The organism is Streptomyces sp. NPDC005962 (assembly GCF_040629205.1).
GTDB lineage: Bacteria > Actinomycetota > Actinomycetes > Streptomycetales > Streptomycetaceae > Streptomyces.
This window is the reverse complement of sequence record NZ_JBEXVE010000024.1, coordinates 17,184-32,510: the sequence shown is the minus strand read 5'-3', so window position 1 is coordinate 32,510 and position 15,327 is coordinate 17,184. Positions and strand designations below refer to the sequence as shown.

General features: G+C 69.9%; 16 protein-coding genes. 2 read left to right on the top strand and 14 right to left on the bottom strand.

Annotation, left to right across the window (positions count from 1 at the left end):
* Window positions 1-17 precede the first annotated feature (17 nt).
* Both ABZ370_RS31320 and ABZ370_RS31315 read left to right on the top strand, forming a co-directional pair.
* On the top strand, window positions 18-149 hold the full coding sequence (locus ABZ370_RS31320; RefSeq protein WP_358627399.1) for a hypothetical protein: 132 nt from the start codon (window positions 18-20) through the stop codon (window positions 147-149).
* Window positions 150-258: 109 nt separating this feature from the next.
* On the top strand, window positions 259-684 hold the full coding sequence (locus tag ABZ370_RS31315) for a hypothetical protein (protein WP_358627396.1): 426 nt from the start codon (window positions 259-261) through the stop codon (window positions 682-684).
* 700 nt (window positions 685-1,384) lie between these two features.
* Here ABZ370_RS31315 and ABZ370_RS31310 read toward each other — a convergent pair.
* The 14 genes from ABZ370_RS31310 to ABZ370_RS31245 all read right to left on the bottom strand — a co-directional run bounded on the left by ABZ370_RS31310 (window position 1,385) and on the right by ABZ370_RS31245 (window position 15,322).
* Window positions 1,385-2,068: a 2'-5' RNA ligase family protein gene (locus ABZ370_RS31310; protein ID WP_358627393.1), complete on the bottom strand. Its 684-nt coding sequence runs from the start codon at window positions 2,066-2,068 to the stop codon at window positions 1,385-1,387.
* The gene (locus ABZ370_RS31305; RefSeq protein WP_358627720.1) at window positions 2,068-2,892 is read right to left on the bottom strand and encodes an endonuclease/exonuclease/phosphatase family protein; all 825 of its coding nucleotides are present in this window, start codon (window positions 2,890-2,892) and stop codon (window positions 2,068-2,070) included. The genes ABZ370_RS31310 and ABZ370_RS31305 overlap by 1 nt, the downstream gene beginning before the upstream one ends.
* A gap of 131 nt (window positions 2,893-3,023) precedes the next feature.
* Window positions 3,024-4,130 (bottom strand): NUDIX domain-containing protein, encoded by a 1,107-nt coding sequence (locus ABZ370_RS31300; RefSeq protein WP_358627390.1) that lies wholly within the window; start codon window positions 4,128-4,130, stop codon window positions 3,024-3,026.
* Between the two features lie 162 nt (window positions 4,131-4,292).
* On the bottom strand, window positions 4,293-4,730 hold the full coding sequence (locus ABZ370_RS31295) for a GFA family protein (protein WP_358627387.1): 438 nt from the start codon (window positions 4,728-4,730) through the stop codon (window positions 4,293-4,295).
* Window positions 4,727-5,923 carry a methyltransferase gene (locus ABZ370_RS31290; protein ID WP_358627384.1) on the bottom strand — a complete coding sequence of 399 codons (1,197 nt, stop codon included), beginning with the start codon at window positions 5,921-5,923 and terminating at the stop codon, window positions 4,727-4,729. The genes ABZ370_RS31295 and ABZ370_RS31290 overlap by 4 nt, the downstream gene beginning before the upstream one ends.
* 86 nt (window positions 5,924-6,009) lie before the next feature.
* The gene (locus tag ABZ370_RS31285) at window positions 6,010-7,605 is read right to left on the bottom strand and encodes an NUDIX domain-containing protein (protein ID WP_358627381.1); all 1,596 of its coding nucleotides are present in this window, start codon (window positions 7,603-7,605) and stop codon (window positions 6,010-6,012) included.
* The gene (locus ABZ370_RS31280) at window positions 7,602-9,464 is read right to left on the bottom strand and encodes an ABC transporter ATP-binding protein (protein WP_358627717.1); all 1,863 of its coding nucleotides are present in this window, start codon (window positions 9,462-9,464) and stop codon (window positions 7,602-7,604) included. The genes ABZ370_RS31285 and ABZ370_RS31280 overlap by 4 nt, the downstream gene beginning before the upstream one ends.
* Window positions 9,465-10,060: 596 nt before the next feature.
* Window positions 10,061-10,975 (bottom strand): endonuclease/exonuclease/phosphatase family protein, encoded by a 915-nt coding sequence (locus ABZ370_RS31275; RefSeq protein WP_358627378.1) that lies wholly within the window; start codon window positions 10,973-10,975, stop codon window positions 10,061-10,063.
* 94 nt (window positions 10,976-11,069) lie between these two features.
* Window positions 11,070-11,915: a protein phosphatase 2C domain-containing protein gene (locus tag ABZ370_RS31270; RefSeq protein ID WP_358627375.1), complete on the bottom strand. Its 846-nt coding sequence runs from the start codon at window positions 11,913-11,915 to the stop codon at window positions 11,070-11,072.
* Window positions 11,916-11,974: 59 nt separating this feature from the next.
* Entirely contained in the window at window positions 11,975-12,319 is a 345-nt protein-coding gene (locus ABZ370_RS31265; RefSeq protein WP_358627372.1) for a helix-turn-helix domain-containing protein, read from the bottom strand.
* 22 nt (window positions 12,320-12,341) lie between these two features.
* On the bottom strand, window positions 12,342-12,815 hold the full coding sequence (locus ABZ370_RS31260; RefSeq protein ID WP_358627369.1) for a hypothetical protein: 474 nt from the start codon (window positions 12,813-12,815) through the stop codon (window positions 12,342-12,344).
* Window positions 12,802-13,383 carry a hypothetical protein gene (locus ABZ370_RS31255; RefSeq protein ID WP_358627366.1) on the bottom strand — a complete coding sequence of 194 codons (582 nt, stop codon included), beginning with the start codon at window positions 13,381-13,383 and terminating at the stop codon, window positions 12,802-12,804. Before ABZ370_RS31255 ends, ABZ370_RS31260 begins: the two co-directional genes overlap by 14 nt.
* A 50-nt stretch (window positions 13,384-13,433) precedes the next feature.
* A complete protein-coding gene (locus ABZ370_RS31250) occupies window positions 13,434-14,003 on the bottom strand; it encodes a hypothetical protein (protein ID WP_358627363.1) in 570 nt (189 codons plus the stop codon).
* Between the two features lie 53 nt (window positions 14,004-14,056).
* Window positions 14,057-15,322, bottom strand: a complete 1,266-nt coding sequence (locus tag ABZ370_RS31245; RefSeq protein WP_358627361.1) for a cytochrome P450 — start codon at window positions 15,320-15,322, stop codon at window positions 14,057-14,059.
* Between the last annotated feature and the right edge of the window lie 5 nt (window positions 15,323-15,327).

Below are 15,327 nucleotides of genomic sequence, written 5' to 3'. Positions count from 1 at the left end.
AAGCGGAGCCACAGGCCATGGCCGAGGACGACGGATCGGCCTGCCCAGAGGTGCTGCACGAGTTGCGCGAGCATGGCTGCGCCGACGGGCGCATCTCGCCCGAAGGACATCTGCGCCGACGCTGCGGCATCCCGCCAGGGTGCCGTTGAGGAAGATCGAGGAAGCGGCGCAGCTGTCCCTTGCACGCCCGGAGCTTCAAGTCCACACCACGTTGGCGGACACGAACGAAGGATGCCACACAGTGATACGGGTCTCACGATGATCGTGGGCTGGGCCCTTCTCGGGGTCCTCGTCGCCTTGGTCAACGCGGCCGTCGGACGCGGAGTCATACGCGCGGCCCGGGTAATGATCAGGCAGGATCTGGTGGCGCTAGGCGAGATGCAGGAGTTCGCTGGAGCACTGGCGAAGTTGACCACCACTGTCTACGCCTTCGCGCCGCCTCTACTCAAGGAGCGGACATCTTGGATTGGCTGGCTGTGGTGGCGCACCCGGATTGGGCCGGACGGGAAGACCGAGCGGGACATGGGCTGGGCCCTGACGTACCGGCGGGCGCGGAAAGCGTCTGGGGCACCTCTCGGCTGGCGATTGCTCAGCGGAAGCGAGCTCGTTGTCGTCCCCAGGGACGCCCAGTTGCTGGCATCGGCCGAGGGGGAGCCGAACGACGCCCCCTCACAGGGGCGTTGAAGCACCAGACACCGGCACTCTCACTCGGCCCGAAACCTCCGGCCCACCGCTCGCGTCTTGCCTGAGACCAGCGGTGCCGTGCATCACTTCCTGACCGCCTACCTGGACCAGCAACGCAACCTTCTCGCCGCCACCGCCGATGACCACCCCCAAGCACTCGCCCTGATCACCGATCCCGAGCTTCGCCGACGCCGACACGATGTCCACACCGAGGCCCTCAGCCTCTCAACCGACGTCCGCACGGCATGCGGTGCCTACGCGGGCGAGTATCCCTCCTCCACGCTGGGCGTACGGGTGCTCGCCGTGCGGACGTCGGTTGAGCTCCGGCCGGCTCACGAGAACGAACCCGTGGTGCCGGCGAAGTCCGTCGCGGGGCGGGTGAATCCCCTTAAGTTCGTCCAGGAGCTGAGCAGGCGGTCCGCCTTTGACCTTGACGCCTTCTGCATGATGCGCTCGCGCCACCTAGCATGCACGCCACCGTGTCTCGCCGATTCACCGCCGGGCACCGGGGGGTGCCCTGCGCCGACACCCGCGCGTTCTCATGTTGCTGAGGGAGTATCCGGAGTTCCGGCCGACCGAGGTCGATGGAGGCGTGGAACCGTTCCCCGGGGGAGGCAGGAAGTGGCCATGCCCCCGAGGGCACCCGGTTACGCAAAGGGGATAGCCACGGGCTGGACGCGCGTGGGCCTGGGCATCGCCCTCAAGGCCGGATCAGCTCAGAGCCTCGCAAATGCAGGATGTGCTTGCGCTCGAAGGTGTAGGTGCTGCGCTGTGGGTGCTGCTGCTCCCATACCAGCCACACCTTGTTGATCTGGGCCAGCGCGCGGCCACAGAGGATGCTTTTGCCGATCTTCGAGGCGAACTTGTCCGAACGGGCTGCCAGCTCCGGGGTGTCAGTGTCCTGCACCCCGTACCCGCAGGACATGTGGCACCAGAAGACCTCCTCGGCTGGCGGCAGCGCCATCCCGGCTGCCTCCAATCCTGCACGCACCCGCCGGTTGAGTTCCGCCGGGCCCGCCTGCGGCCAGATGTCCACAACGCTGGCGGAGCCGACTGCCCGGGCCGGACCGATCTCGATGTCGAACGGCGCCATCCCCTCCAGCTCCCGCTGGATCAGGCCGGCGGCGAGGGCCAACTGCTCATCGTCCACCCGCGCGCCCTTAGTGTTGAACTGGCGGACGGACTGGATCGTCATGTGGACGTCCTCGTCAGCGATCGGCGCGATCACGTCCGGGAAACTGTCCACGACCTGACGCAGCCGACCGAAATACCCCATGACCTGGGGCTGGTCCTGGGGGAGCCATAACACGTGAGGCTTGACCCAGTCCTTGTCCGGCCCCTCCTGGCTGCCCCACAGCCGACTCGGGCCCATGAAGCGCCGCATCACCGCTCTCCGCTGATCTTGCTGGGTACGAAGTCCGCGTAGACCGGGAGGTGGTCGGATGCTTCCTTGGCGGCGGCACTGAGATGAGCCTGGTAGCCGGTCAGCGCGGGCGCGACGGATCGGCTGGCCAGGATCAGGTCGATGCGCCTGGGCCCCCATGGGTCGGGGTCACCGCGACCGTCCTCCCAGCGCCCGACCGTCGGCTCCCACGGAGCACCGAGATGTGCAGCGGCATCGACCATGTATCCCTTGCGCAGCAGCGCCTCGGTTGGCCGACGGGCCGCCAGCTGCGTCGTCCCGATCGTTCCAACCCGCACCTGGGACTCCATGTCGTCATGGTGCATGTCGGTATACGGCTCGGTGTCGTAGTACCGGCGACCGCCTCGACCGTCGTTGACCTGGGCGGCGGAGAGGATCGGTTCCCTGGCGCCGACGTCGAAGCTGGCCGTGGTACAGCCGTGCCAGTAGTCCGGCGCGCCGAAGGGGCGGTAAGAGCCCTCGACCAGTTCCACGGTGTCGGGGTTCCACATCAGAGCCGTCCACCACGGCCGGTGCCAGTTCGCGGCCATGGCGGTGCCGTGCGGGTGGCCGTCGCTCGCCTCCACGCTGGTGGTCAGGCCGCACTGCTCGGCCAGGTCCTTGATGAGCGAGGCGGCTTCGTCGTCCCAGGAATCGCGGCTGGTGGTGTTCTCGTCGATGACGACTTCCTGGAGGGCGAGGATGTCCGGCGAGATCTCCCGGATGGCGGTGGCTTGGGTGTTCCAGGAGCTGGTGCCTCGGGTGGCGGGTGTGAGCTTGTAGGCGTTGAGGTTGGCGAGACGCATCGTCCGCACGATCCCCTCCTTGTCATGGACGGCTGTTCGCTGGGCAGAGCGCCGAAGTCGCCCCGCCGGGGTGGTGGGTCGATCTGGCGGTGGCGGGCGGGCAGTGTCCCGGACCACGGGCGTTTCCACGGTCACGTTGACGGGAGTTCGGTGATCGGCGCCGGAGTGGGGCGGGGGATGCCCCAGCGGTCTTCGGCCAGTCGGGCTGCCAGTTCGGCCTGCTGGTAGCCGGGCTCGCCCCAGCCGAGGAGAGCGGCTGCCTGGTCGGGGGTGGCCAGCAGCCGCGCGAAGGTGCGACCGGTGGCCGGATCCACTGCGGCCGGGCCGACGGAGGTGACGGGGGCGGCCAGCCGGAGGCGGGCGCAGGGCCCGATCCCGCCGTACACCTCACCGGTCGCGTCATAGACCCAGCCCAGGCGCACTGGTTCACCGATCGTCGCTTGGGCCTCCTCCACGGCCTCACGGCACAGCGTGTCCTCGGGCGAGGTGTCGGCGGCCTCAATCGTTCCGCCCGGCAGCGCGGGGAGCCTGTTCTTCGGGTCGACCACCAGGACGACCCGGCCGTCCGGCACGAACAGCCATCCCCACGCCTGCTTCACCTCCAGGCCGGCGGGCACCGGCTCGGCGTGCCAGGGCAACCCCCCGCCGGCCCGCGGCCGCACACGGACGTCGTACCGGTCCAACGGTGGTTCCTCACCCACGTGCCGACCGCCCTCCAGGTGCGCGGTCGTGCCGGACAGCCGCGCCCGCAGCGCGGCGAGGAGGATCCGCGCGTCGACCGGGATCATCCGCTGCTCCACCTGGGTGAAGTCGACGAACTCGAAGCCGGTCAGCTCCTCCGCGGGGGTGCGCACCGCGGCGATCTCCTCATGGGTGAGAGTGCCGCCGTCGAGGATGTAGCGGATTTCGCCAGGTACTCGCATGCCCGGGGTGATGTCGGGGTGATCCGGGGGCAGCCAGTGCACGGCCAGGAGCCGCCCCGGTTCGCGCGTCAGGCCGAGCTCCTCGCTGATCTCGCGTCGGCAGGCATGTGCGGGGCTCTCCCCGGGCTCAGCGGCACCGCCGGGCAGCAGCCACTGCTCACGGTAGGTGGGCTTGACCAGCAGAACGCGGCCGAGCGGGTCGGTGACCAGGGCAGCGGCACTCAACCAGACCGCGTGCTGGGATCGGGCGTACTCAGCCGCCGACATAGGGGGCTGTTTGGGGAGAGCGGGGGCGGTCTCGTGCTCCGCGTCCATCAAGGACTCCTTTTCCACGTGCGGATCTGGGGCATGACGAGTTCCGGCTTGGCCGGGCCCTGCTTCAGGCCGAGCGCGGCCGCTCGCCTGTTAGCCGGGGTGAAGTAGCAACGGCGCCCGGGCAGCAGGACTTTCGCCGAAGCTGGTTGAACGGGTGAGGGGTCACGACGAGGCTGTATGCGGGGCGCGCGGATCGGGGGCGAGGGTGATGGCCATCCACGGCACTCCTTCCTCGCGGAAGGAGTGCCCGACAGGGTCGGTGCCGCTGCGGTCGTCGAGGCTGAAGCCGGTCACCATGATCATGTCCGAGTCGTCGGCGACGGAGACGAGGTGGCTTCCGCAGCGGGGGCAGAAGCCGCGGCGCAGCGTGGGCCAGGTCGCGTACCAGGTGGGCTCGCCACCGGGTCCGGTCCAGACCAGCGTGGCCTTCGGGAAGCCAACCCACAGCACAGCGGGCCCGCCGGAGAGGCGTTTCTCGTGACGGCACGAGCACAGATGCGGATCGTCCGGGACGCCGATCACCTCGTAGGCGATGTAACTGCACTCGCAGCGTCCTGTCCGCACCTCGGACCTCGGAAGGGGCATGTCGGGATAGGTCACGAGACAGCTCCCTCATCGGTCGGGCGGGGGACAGGAAGCTCCCAGGACAGGCGGCCACATTGCGATGCGGCCCGCTGCCCACCGTCTGGATCAAAGGAGAGGCGGTAGCGGTCGGGAGAGCCTCCTGCCCGCCACGGGGCGGCGAGGTCCTGGATCTCTCGCCAGATGTCGCGCGGTCCGTGCGTGATGACGGTCCAGCGCCGAGGGCCCACCGGCTTCACGCGCAGCCACGAACCACAGCCGGGTGCCCCGATCACCAAGTGCTCGGCGCCGAAGTCCCGCACCAGGCCGCCGAGGAGATGGTCTGCCGCCAGCCACAGGCCCCGGTCGGTGTCCGCGGGCAGGGCCAGCGTGCTCCGCTGCGTCCACGCGCCCACCTCGGTGGTGATGCGCTGCCGGAACTCCTCGGTCAGGAAAATCCGCTCCACGCCGTGCCCGGCCCGGTGGGCGAACTCCACGGCCCGCAGCTCCGCTTGGAGTTGCCCGTCGGCGGTTCGCTCGACGACGGCGAGGGCGGGCCACGAGGGGGACGCGGTCGTCACGTGTACGAGCAGCTTGCCGCCGGGGGCGAGTTGCTCGACGAGGGCTGCTGGCACGCGCTCCGCCGTGTACGACACGAAGATCCGGTCGAACACCCGGCCTGGGCAGCCCACTTCGCCCGATCCGTACACCACCTGCGACCGGAAGCCGAGGTCAGCCAGTCGTACCGCTGCCGAGTCGGTCAGGTGCCGGTCCCGGTCGAGGGTGACCACCCCCTGGTCACCGCAGACCTGGCATGCCACCGCGGCGGTCACCCCCGCACCGGTGCCCACGTCCAGCACTCGCTGACCGGGCCGGAGATCCAGCTCCTCCAGCAGCGCGGCGGTCAGGCTCATCACGGTGGACATCGACGTGATCGCCGCGCCCGACCGGGACCCGCGCGCCCGGCCGAGCAGCGGCTCCCCGTCGTGCTGGACGAGCACACTGGCTCCGCCGTACAGCACCTCCAGCAGTGCGGGGCGGTCGCGTGGCGTCGCCCAGTCCAACAGGTCCCACCGCGGCGTCTCGCCCGGGGCGCTGCGCCGTACGTATGCCTGCGGCATCAGCACCTCGCGGGGCAGCACCGACAAGGCATCTCGGACAAGCCCCGGGCCCAGCGCACCCGTTGCCTCCAGCCGGGCGACCATCGCCGCTCGCGCGACGGCCGGACCCACCGCCGCTCCCGGCGGCGCGGCGCCGTCGACCGGACATTCCGTTGGCGGCGTTGCCTGGCCAGCCCGGGCAGGGCCCGTGTTGCTCATCACTCGGCCCAGCCCATTTCTGAATACCGGTGCCCGGTGAGGATTCCGTGGATTGCCTGGCGGGTGTATGGCACGATCTCGGCCGGAAGGTCCTGTGGCTTCCACCACCGCCACTCCACGCACCGGTCGGGCTCCAGGATCTCCGGGGTGCCCGACCAGGAGTGGGCCCGGAAGACGAGCCCGATTCGCGGCCGTGCGACCGGTGAGTCGACGAGGTGAACCAAGTGCACCAACTCGACGTCGCAGGGCTTGATGATCAGTCCGGCCTCTTCCTTGGCCTCGCGCACCAGACAGCTGATCGAGGCTTCCCGCTCGCAGTGCCCGGCCAGAAAGCGCCACGTGTTCCCCGCGTAGGCCGAGTCGGGGTGGCGCAGTCCGAGGAGGACTCGCCCGTGCTCGTCCTGGAGGTAGAGGTGGACACCGACGATGTGCAGCTCGGTACCCTCCGGTGCCTCGTGGCGCAGCAGACGGACGCCGTCCGGTGGGCTGCTGGTCACTGGGTGCTGGGCCGCGTGGCGGCGGATCAGGTCACCGGTTCCCGGGCTCAGGCGCAAACGGTCCAGTGCGTCGGGAGTGAACCATCGCAGCAGCACGCCCGCTTGCAGGTCCACCGTGTCGGGGTCGCCGCTCCAGCGGCCCGCGTAGACCTGGATGGGCACCGCGAGGCCGTCGACGCTCGTCGCCTCCTCCACGGCGTACGGCGCCAGATCCGCCAGCGTCAGGCCAGGGGCCTCTTCGGCGAGCTCGCGCCGCAAGGTCGCCTCCAGGCATCGGTCGCCCATCTCGCGCCCGCCGCCGAGGAGGGCGAATACCCCCGGCTCCCAGATGCCCGGCCAGTTGTCGCGCAGGTGGAGCAGGTAGCGGCCCTGACCGTCGTGGATCACAACGGAGGCGTTGACGGGTTCCGGCCGCCCGTCGAGGCCATGAACTTCGGCGTCCAGGAGTTTGGCGCGCAGTGTCGGAGACCCGACGTCGGAGAACGGAAGCCACTGGGCGCCGGAGACCTCCTCGTCCTGGAGCACGAGCAGCGGCCGCTGCTCGGCTGTCAGGTAGAACGCGAAGCGGAAGTCGTAGTGCTGATGGGCAGGCTCGCCCTTGGCCGGGTTGGCGTCGATGCCGTGGACGTCGATGTCGATTGCCGCGCCGAGGAACTGCGGGGTCAGGCACAGGTGTCCGCTGTCGATTCCGGCTTCCTCGGACACTTCCCGCAGGGCTACAGCCAGGAGGGTCCGGTCGTCCTCCTCGACGTGGCCGCCTGGCGTGAGGAGCTTCCCCGACGCCTTGTGGCCGATGTGCAGCACACGTCGATCCCGGTCGATGACGACCGCGCTACAGGTGACGTGGCCGGGCAGCGTGGCACGGCTGGACGGATCGCCGGGGCCGTCGAGGACGGCCAGCAGCCCTGCCAGGCCCTCCCGCTCACGCGGATGCCGGGCCAGATACGCCTCGGTGGCTGCACGGATGTGGGAGTGGGCGGGCGGAACGTCATCACCTGGGGAGCTCGTGGAACAGGGGGTTGGTCGGTCGAAGGAGTGCGTGGCCGTCGGAGGGGCGTTCTCGGCTGGGGTTCCTGAAGTGGCGTCGGCGCGGCTCATGCTCGTGTCCCGTGTTGCTCGCCGTCCGGGTCGGAGGTGACCTGGTAGGACAGCAGCTGCTGGAACAGGCCCGGTTGCTGGACGAGCTGTGGGTAGGTGCCTTCCTGCACGACCCGGCCGTCGTCGAGGACCACGATCCGGTCGGCCACGGCGACGTTGGTGATGCGGTGGGTCACCAGCAGCACCACCCGGTCGCGTGCCAGGCCCCGCAGCCGCTGGAAGATGCGGAACTCGGCCCGGGGATCGAGGTTCGCGGTCGGTTCGTCGAGGACCAGCAACCCTGCCTCGCGGAAGAACGCCCGCCCCAGAGCGATGCGTTGCCATTGGCCACCGCTCAGCTCCTCCCCGTTGAGCCATTCCCGGGCAAGGAGGGTGTCCAGGCCGGCGCCGAGCTTGTCGACGACTTCGTCGGCGTCGGCGGCCGCGCACGCCTCACGCACCGCCGCGTCGCCGCGCGGCGAGGGCTGTCCGAGGGTGATGTTCTCGCGCACCGTCAGCGGCCAGTGCGCGTAGTTCTGCGGTACCAGGGCCACCTGCTGCCACAACGCCTGCGGATCGGCGTCACCGGTGGGGGTACCATCCCACAGCACCTGCCCGTCGGTGGGCAGGTACAGGCCGCTGACCAGCTTCGACAGCGTCGACTTCCCCGAGCCGTTGAAGCCCACCAGGGCGGTGACCTCGCCGCGACGCAGGGTCAGCGAAACCTCGGACAGCGCGTTCTGATCCTTCCCGGCGTAGCGGTGGGAGACCGACTTGATCTCGATCGTCTCCGGCGGCCGGGGCCGGCATGTGCCTCGACGCATACGGAACCCGCCGGCCTTGTCGAGGAACCCGCTCCAGTCATCCATGTACAGCCCCGTGCGTACGGCGCGCGCCCCGACGCCCACCAGCCCGCGGACCGACTGCCCGACCGTCTGCAAGGCGAAGATGGCCGTCCCGGCGTGCCCGACACTGATGCGGCTGGTGGCCATCAGCCACACCACCGCCCCCCACACGATCGCCGAACCCACGCCTCCGCACAGCGCGCCGACCAGAGACATACGCGCCCCCTTGTCGGCCGCGGCCCGGTCCTCGCGGTTGATCCGGGCGACCGTCTGCCGGTACCGGCCGGACAGGAACGGGGCCATGGTCCCGGCACGGATCTGGTCGGCGGCGTCCTTGGTGTAGATGTTCCAGCGCAGCACCGACAGCATCCTGAGATCGCCGTTGCTGCGAAGGTTCGCCAGGTAGCGCACCCGCGCGGCGCTGACCTGGGCAACGGCCTGCGGCAGGCTCGCCGCCACCAGCAGCGGCAGGAGCACCCAGTGCACTCCAGTCAGCACAACGGCCCCGGCCAGGAAGGACGCCGCCGAAGCGATCAGGTCCTGCCCCTCGTTGATCAGGTCCCCGGTGACCTGCGCCCCGCGGTCGGCGGCCTCCCGGTCGCGGTTGAAGTCAGGCTCGTCGTAGGCACACAGCTCCACCTCGGCACAGGCCGTCAGCAGCATCTGCTCCGCCTCCCGCGACATCAGCGGACCCAGCCGGGAAGACAGCCAGCCAACGGTGATCCCCAAGAGCGCCCGCACCCCGGACGCACCGGCCAGCAGGGCCACCGACGGCCACGCCTCCAGAAGCCGGTGGTAGACGTCTCCGCTGGCCAGCAGCGCCGTCAGGGTGCCGCTGATCGCGACCAGGCCCACAGCCTGCATCACGCCGGTGACCGCCTGACACAGCAGGAGGCCGACGGTCGCCGCCCGGTCGACCCGCCAGGCCAGCGCCAGTGACCGGCGCACCAACTGAGGTAACCGCCGCGCCATGTCGCTCATCCGGATCGAGCGGCCGGCCGCTTCACGGCTGCCCGTCACGTCCACGTACCGCATCTGCGACTCGGCAGCATCTGCCTCCGCGGCGGCGGCCGGCTGGGCTCCAGGAGGGACGGTCGGTCCGTCCTGTGCTCCAGCGGGCGTCGTCACGGGCGGCTGGGGGAGCGGGGCGGAGCGCGGCGCCGGAACGCCACGGTCGCCGGAGGGCGGTCCATCGTGACGGTCGCTCATGCCGCCCACCTCGTATCCGGTCGTGCCGAGCGGCGGCCAGTGGCGTCAACCTTCTGTATGCCGAGGACGAGAAGGGCGGCGTCGGGTTGCCGCCGTTCGAATCCGAGAGGCTGATGCACGAGGGCGAGTGCAGGGTTCATGGCGTCCTCCATGTGGGCGCACGAGGGGTACTGGTGCTCTAAGAACGGAGGCAGACGGGGTGCGGTTACGGCTAGTTGAGGAACAAATGTTCTGGAAGGTGACGGTTCGCTTGCCGCTGTGGGCTTGCTGCGGTCATGCACTTTCGAACGGGGCGCCATCACCCGACCGGGGGGTTGCCGCGCTCGCGGAGTCGGTGCACGGTGGTCGTCGATTTGCAGCACGCCTGGGACCCCCTTGAAGGCGGCGGCGACCGGCTGATGGCCGCGTGGATAGAAGTCGAGTCAGGTCGCCAGGGCGGGGGCGGTGGACTGCTGAAGGATGTCGATCAATCGGCGGGAGTCCAGCGTGACGCGCAGGATGTGGTGGTCGGAGAGAGCCGGGTCGACCTTGATCACCTCGACGTCGGTCAGCGCGGGCAGAAGCTCGGGGGTGGCGTACGCGCGGTCGATCCGGGCATCGGGACCGTGGGTGGGCCAGGCATTGACCGTAGGGGCGACGGCCTTCTCGTACCCCTGGCTGGCCCGGTAGCGGGCGACGTCTTCCAATCCGGCGGTACGCAGGACGTTGTCCGGCCGATCGTCCATGAGGCGGGTGCCGTCCGGGCCGATGTAGGAGCGGTGCAGCCGGTGAGGGCGGTTTTGGATCTCGTCGAGGTTCGGCAGAGCCGGGTCACCGGGCGTCCCGGGGGCCGGGTAGGAGTTGTTGTCCCCGCCCATGAGCGCAGGGAGCGTGACCTGTTGCCCGTCCGCTGTCGACCAGCCCTTGTCAGCCCACGTGGTGAGCCACTCGGCCTCGGTGAGCCGTTGGTCCGAGCTGGCGTACGCCAGGTGGTAGGAGACCATGACCAGGGGCAACGCGCCCCCGCCAGCGGGCAGGTAGCGCAGGGTCAGCCCGGTGGGCGGCATCACCCAGGCCGGGCCGCGGCTGTCCCTCCAGTCCCGGACGATGGCAAGCTTCGTGGCGTCGAAGAACAGGGCCGTGCACGAGCCCTTGCCCAGCTCACCTTCCATCCCCAGTGTTCGCTTCGCATCCGAGAAGATCTGCCGACCGTGGTCACCGGCGTCCCACATCTCCTGGACCAAGGCAACGTCGGGTTTGAGGGATCGGATCGTGCTGTAGCCCTTCTGCCGCCGGGTTCGGTCGCCCTTTCCGTTGTTCTCGAAGTTCCAGAGCACGATCGTCAAGGTGTTGTCCACAGCTGCGTTCCTTCGGTCCGGGACGCTCATGCCCTGATGCAGTGGGGCATGAGGCGTGGTTGATGTCCGGGGTCGAGTTGGTGCGGATTCCAGCTCACCCAGCGGCTGGGAGGGTCACGGAGACGAGCGCCTTGTCGTCGTGGCGGGCTTCCCGGGGCCAGCGCCGACCCTGGTGGTCATCCAGTTCGGCGTCGCGGATCCTGTCCAGAACCAGGGCGGGGCCGTGCGTGCGGCATACGCGGGCCATGTCGGCCCACGACATGAGGCCGTACTCCTCGACCGCGGCGCTCACTCCGTCAGTCATGATCAGAATCGTGGAGAGGGATGCCGCCGACCAGGACCGCACCAGCGCGTGCCGGGCGGCCTCCGGGACGGCCTGGGCCATCCAGTAGCCGCCCTCGCCGCGGTTGAGATGGCGCATCCGGTGGTCACTCAGCCGGGCCAGCAGGTCGCGGTGGTCGGCGTCGAACCCGCCGGGGCCTGTTCGGAGTCGAGCCCGGTATTCCTCATATTCCGGGCAGGTGGCCTTCACGCGAGCTGGACGGTCATCTCGGACTGCCTCGACCACCGTTCCGTCCGCCGCCATCGCGACGACCGTGCAGTCGCCCAGGACGAGCGCGTCGACTGCACCGTCGTGGTGGCGCACCATCGCGACCGAGGCGGTCGAATGTACCGCCTTCACCCCGTGCGGGACGGCCAGTTCACCGATGGCCTCTGCCAGTACCTGCCGCAGGTCGGCGTCCGGAGTGGCGGTGAGAGCCTTCGCCGCCACCTCCCCCAGGTCGTACGCATACCAGCCGCCGGACGGCGTCGCGTCGTACACGTGGGACTCACCGTCCAGCACGATGACGGCTCCCGGTGTATCGAAGATCTTGTCCTCGGACGGCTTGGTCCCGCCAGCTACGTTCACTTTGCATACGACCATTTCGTGACTGGTCATGGTGCTCCTGGTTCGGTGTGCGCTCCACCGTGCTGGTGGTTCGGGGATTCGCGATCGCGTCATGTGAGACGGTGCGGTCGGGGCCCGGGGGCGGGGCCCTGGTTACCGGCGGCGGGTACGCCGAGCGCTGATGGCGACACCTTCGGCGCGTAACCCCTGGGGCGCATCGGGACGCCGCGCTTGCGCAGGGTCCGGTGGATGCATCCGTAGGAACGGCCAGACTTCTCGATGATGAAGCTGATGCTGGCGCCACGGCGGTATGCCTTCTCGATCTTCGCGCCGAATTCCTCGGCTGCCGCGTCGGTCAGCCGGGTGCCTTTGGGGATGTGCGGTATGTCGTAGTCCTGCGCGGCCGTCGGCTCGTTCTCGGCCGCTTGGGTCGGCTCATGGAAGGTGCTGCTCACGAGTACTCCGTACGTCGTGGGGTTACTGGGTGGTCTCGTCGTGGGCGAGTACGAGGAAGCCGCCGCACGTACGAATGCGCGTCAGGGTGTCTTCGTAGATGTCGTGGAAGGTCGTGATGTCGGTCCGGGAGGCGGCAACGATGCCGTGCAGCTCGCGACGGCGGATTGCGGCGTAGAGGCGGGCCAGGTGCGGGCGCGTGGCCGGGTCGGTCATGCCGGTGTCGTCGTAGGTGGTCATGACCATCTGCCAGCTCTCGCGGACAACGAGGGCACGCGTCTGGGCGAGACGATCCGCAGGGTCCTGGCCGGGCCGGACGAGGGCGTACTCGGCCACCCGGACGGGAGGCGAGGTGATGCCGCGCATGACGTCGGCGTAGATCGCCAGACGCATCGACCGCAGTCGTGCGGCGTTGGACCCCCGCCGTGCGGTACCGCCGATCGGGACGGCGGTCTGGAGATCTGCCGCCGGAGCGAGACCCTCATCACTTCTGGGCATATGCGGTGAATCCGTTCGTTGTGGGCGCTGTTTGGGGTGCAGCGGGTGGCGTTGGGGCCAATCCGTTCCGTTTCGGACGGTCGCCCTGCGCGGCGGTCAGGGCGACGGCTCGGGCCAGGCGCCACGGTGTGCTGCCGGAGCCCGGCGGGGTGGTGTCGGCAAGGGAGAGGTGGTGGAGCAGGGCGTCGACGGCGTCGGGATCGCTATGCCGGGTGTGGTCGAGCCTGGCGCGGTACTCGACGAGCGCGGCATGCCTCTGCGTCCAGTGGGATTCGAGGAGGGCCTGCCCGCCGGGCAGCCTGCGCAACGCGGGCCAGGCCGCGGCGGGGACGGCGAGCGTGCTTGCCTGGGGCAGCAGATCGCGCCCCAGCGCCGGGCTCGCGTGCCGGACCGCCTCGGCCACTTCCGCGATGCCCCAGATCCCCCGCATCCACGTGCACCAGGACCGTACGCCCGCAGGCGTGGCGTCGGCGAGGTCTGGCCATGATGAGACCTGCACCCCGGTGTGGTGCGCCGCGCGCACCATGAGGTTGCGCCTGGCGCTGTGACGCGGCCGAGGGGAACCCATCTCTCTCCTTCTTGCGGATGTCTTGCTGCTGGTGGTGGTTGTTCGCGGGTTCAGGGGGAGTCGAAGAAGGTCCTGAAGGCATCGGCTGTGCCGGGCACCTCGGCCTCGTGTACGTCCAGTGCGACCGCCAGGGAGCGGAGGGCGTCTGCGTCCGCCCGCGCCTCGTCGCGGCCAGGGCCAACCGCGGGGGGCGGCGGCTTCACCGTGATGTCCTCCCGCGAGCAGCCGAGGGCCCGTATCGGGCGACGGCCGCCCCGGGGGCAGCAGAGGGCCGCCACGATCGGGTGGAGCATCAGTGGCGGGGTGAGCAGATGCCCATCACTGCGGCTCCGTACCCACCCAGACCCACTACCGGACTGATCCCGCGTCCAGCACGAGGGCGGCAGGGTGACCTGGGAACCGGAACGGAGGTACTGGACACGCGCGGGCCAGGGCGGGATATCGGACTCCGGTGGCAGGAAGAAACCCCAAACGCCATGAATGGCGAAGACGGCGCCCACCGGGTTGGTAGACAGGGCACCGAGAGCCACTACGGCCCGGTGGGCCACCTGTTCGGGCACCAGGACCACGTCCCAGCCAGGGCCCACCTCCCGCTGCCAGGGGGCGTCGTGCAGGTTCACGGTCGGCAGACGAAGGGCCCGAGGCCCGCTTGGAGGGGAGACAGGGACGTTGCTCATGAGGCTGTTCCCCGCTCGCAGGCGTGTTCAGCGGCGTTCATGGACACGCTCGGCCCGCGAGGGCCGAGTTCGACGGCGACGGGGAGCTGTCCCCAGCCGTGGAGAACGTTGTTCAGCACGCGGACGGGCTCTCGGCAAATGGTGAGGCGGGTGCAGCGCGCGGCCAGCGCGCGCAGGACGGCGCGGGCCTGGAGCTCGGCCAGGGGGATACCGGCGCACAGGTGCGGGCCTGCGCCGAAAGCGAGGTGGCGTTCAGGCCGGAGCCGGAGGATGTTGAAGGCGTCGGCCTCGGGGCCCCAGAATTCCTCGTCCCGGCCCGCGGAGCCGTACAGCAGCCAGACCTGCTCGCCTCGTTCGATGCGCACACCGTCCAGCTCGGTGGGCCGGGCGGCGCGCCGCCCGAAACCCTGTATCGGGGCCTCCAGACGGAGCGCTTCGTGGAAGGCGGGGGTGGCGGCCCGCGTGGGGTTGCGGCGCAGCAGGTTCCACTGGTGGGGGTGTCGGGCGAGCTGGGCGATGGCTTCGGTGATGCCGAGGATCGTGGTGTCCATGCTCGCGGCGGTGTAGGCGGAGGTGAGGGGGATCGCATCGCTCTCGTCGAGGCGGCCGTCGTCGACGGCCTGGAAGATGGCGCCCATCCAGGACTCGGGCACGACGCTCTGGCGGGTGATGGTCTGGTGGAGGAACTCGACCATCTGGCTGGCGATCGGCAGAGCGCGCTGGAAGCGGGCGTTGTCGGGCCCGAACGTGTCGAATGTGGGTGCGGCTCCGGCGAGCAGGGGCTCGCGCGCCTCCTCTTCCAGGCCCATCTGAGCCATGACGGTGTCGCTGACCATTTGGCGGGCCAGCTCCGCCGCGTCGAACTGGCCCCCGTCGGCAAGGGCGGCATCCACCAGCCGCTGCGCGCGGTCGGTGACGGTCCCGACCAGGTGCCGTATGGCGCGGGGAGCGAGCTGCGCGGACAGTACGCGGCGCAACTGCGCGTGCTTCTCCCCGTCCGAGGCCAGAACAGTTCCGGCGAGGATCTGGGTGTTGGCCATCTCGGTGAGGGCGACGCCGTTCTCGGACCGGTAGGTGGTGGGGTCGCGCAGCACCGACTCGACCGCCCGGTGTCGGGTCACGGCCCATACGCCATAGGTGTCCAGCCGGACGACGGATCCGGTCGCGCGCAAGGCGTCGTGGAGGGGGTAGGGGTCGCGCAGGGCGGCATCGGTGAACAGGTCGACGCTGGAGGAGGGAGCGACACCGGCTGTGTGGGGCACGGGAG

Excerpts from the sequence above, each read along its gene's own strand:
- ABZ370_RS31320 (WP_358627399.1), top strand. The coding sequence starts at position 18 with ATGGCCGAGGACGACGGATCGGCCTGCCCAGAGGTGCTGCACGAGTTG.
- ABZ370_RS31315 (WP_358627396.1), top strand. The coding sequence starts at position 259 with ATGATCGTGGGCTGGGCCCTTCTCGGGGTCCTCGTCGCCTTGGTCAAC.
- ABZ370_RS31310 (WP_358627393.1), bottom strand. The coding sequence starts at position 2,068 with ATGCGGCGCTTCATGGGCCCGAGTCGGCTGTGGGGCAGCCAGGAGGGG.
- ABZ370_RS31305 (WP_358627720.1), bottom strand. The coding sequence starts at position 2,892 with ATGCGTCTCGCCAACCTCAACGCCTACAAGCTCACACCCGCCACCCGA.
- ABZ370_RS31300 (WP_358627390.1), bottom strand. The coding sequence starts at position 4,130 with ATGGACGCGGAGCACGAGACCGCCCCCGCTCTCCCCAAACAGCCCCCT.
- ABZ370_RS31285 (WP_358627381.1), bottom strand. The coding sequence starts at position 7,605 with ATGAGCCGCGCCGACGCCACTTCAGGAACCCCAGCCGAGAACGCCCCT.
- ABZ370_RS31280 (WP_358627717.1), bottom strand. The coding sequence starts at position 9,464 with ATGCGGTACGTGGACGTGACGGGCAGCCGTGAAGCGGCCGGCCGCTCG.
- ABZ370_RS31270 (WP_358627375.1), bottom strand. The coding sequence starts at position 11,915 with ATGACCAGTCACGAAATGGTCGTATGCAAAGTGAACGTAGCTGGCGGG.
- ABZ370_RS31260 (WP_358627369.1), bottom strand. The coding sequence starts at position 12,815 with ATGCCCAGAAGTGATGAGGGTCTCGCTCCGGCGGCAGATCTCCAGACC.
- ABZ370_RS31255 (WP_358627366.1), bottom strand. The coding sequence starts at position 13,383 with ATGGGTTCCCCTCGGCCGCGTCACAGCGCCAGGCGCAACCTCATGGTG.